Annotated in this window: 1 protein-coding gene and 1 pseudogene; both read right to left on the bottom strand. The window is 66.1% G+C overall.

Going from position 1 to position 687, the window contains the following annotated elements; translation table 11 throughout:
- Positions 1–482 (bottom strand): annotated as a pseudogene (locus MKK82_RS29825) (hybrid sensor histidine kinase/response regulator); the annotation flags it as partial.
- Positions 483–486: 4 nt separating this feature from the next.
- A partial coding sequence (locus MKK82_RS29820; protein WP_279603356.1) for a type II toxin-antitoxin system ParD family antitoxin occupies positions 487–687 on the bottom strand: 201 nt, incomplete at its 5' end.

The following is a 687-nucleotide window of genomic DNA, read 5'->3' as shown; positions in this document are numbered from 1 at the left end:
GCCTTGCGCTTGGTGGTCTCGGTCAGGATCGAGATTACCCCGCCGATGCCGTTGGACGCGGTCTCGTCATCGATCGGGCTGAACCCGTAGGTCCAGTAGGCATCCTCGATGCGACCTTGGCGCAAGATCGGGACGTGCTGGTCCTCGTACCACGTATGTCCGCCGCCGTTGCGGACCTTGGCGACCTCGGAACCGATCACCGGCCAGATCTCGCCCCAACTCTCGAAAGCCGGACGGCCAAGCGCGGAGGGATGGCGCTCCGGTCCCGCCGAAAGCACGAAGCCGTCGTTGTAGAAGAACGTCGCCTCCGCCCCCCAGAAGATATGCATGGGGTGATGGCTGTTGAGCAGCAGGCGCACCGCCGTGCGCAGGCCGGACGGCCAACCCTCGGGCTCGCCAAGCGGGGTCGTGGTCCAGTCGTAGGCGCGCATCAGCGTCGCCATCTCGCCCGCCCCGGCTAGGAAGTCCCGGCTACCGAACATCGGATTAGGCGCAGCCAGCAGGAGTAGAAGGCTGTCCCGCCATCGCTCGCTGGTCAGTCGGGGCCTTACCCATCTCGGCGCGCTCGAACTCGCGCAGGGCGGCCCGCACGACCTCGCTGACGCTGCTGTAGCGGCCGGTGGCGACGCATCCTTGCAAGAACGCTCGCAGTTCTGGAGACACAGATATTGTGATGGGTTCGCGCAC

This window comes from Methylobacterium sp. E-046 (assembly GCF_022829625.1).
In the GTDB taxonomy this organism is placed as follows: Bacteria; Pseudomonadota; Alphaproteobacteria; order Rhizobiales; family Beijerinckiaceae; genus Methylobacterium; species Methylobacterium longum.
This window is presented reverse-complemented; position numbering and strand designations above follow the sequence as displayed.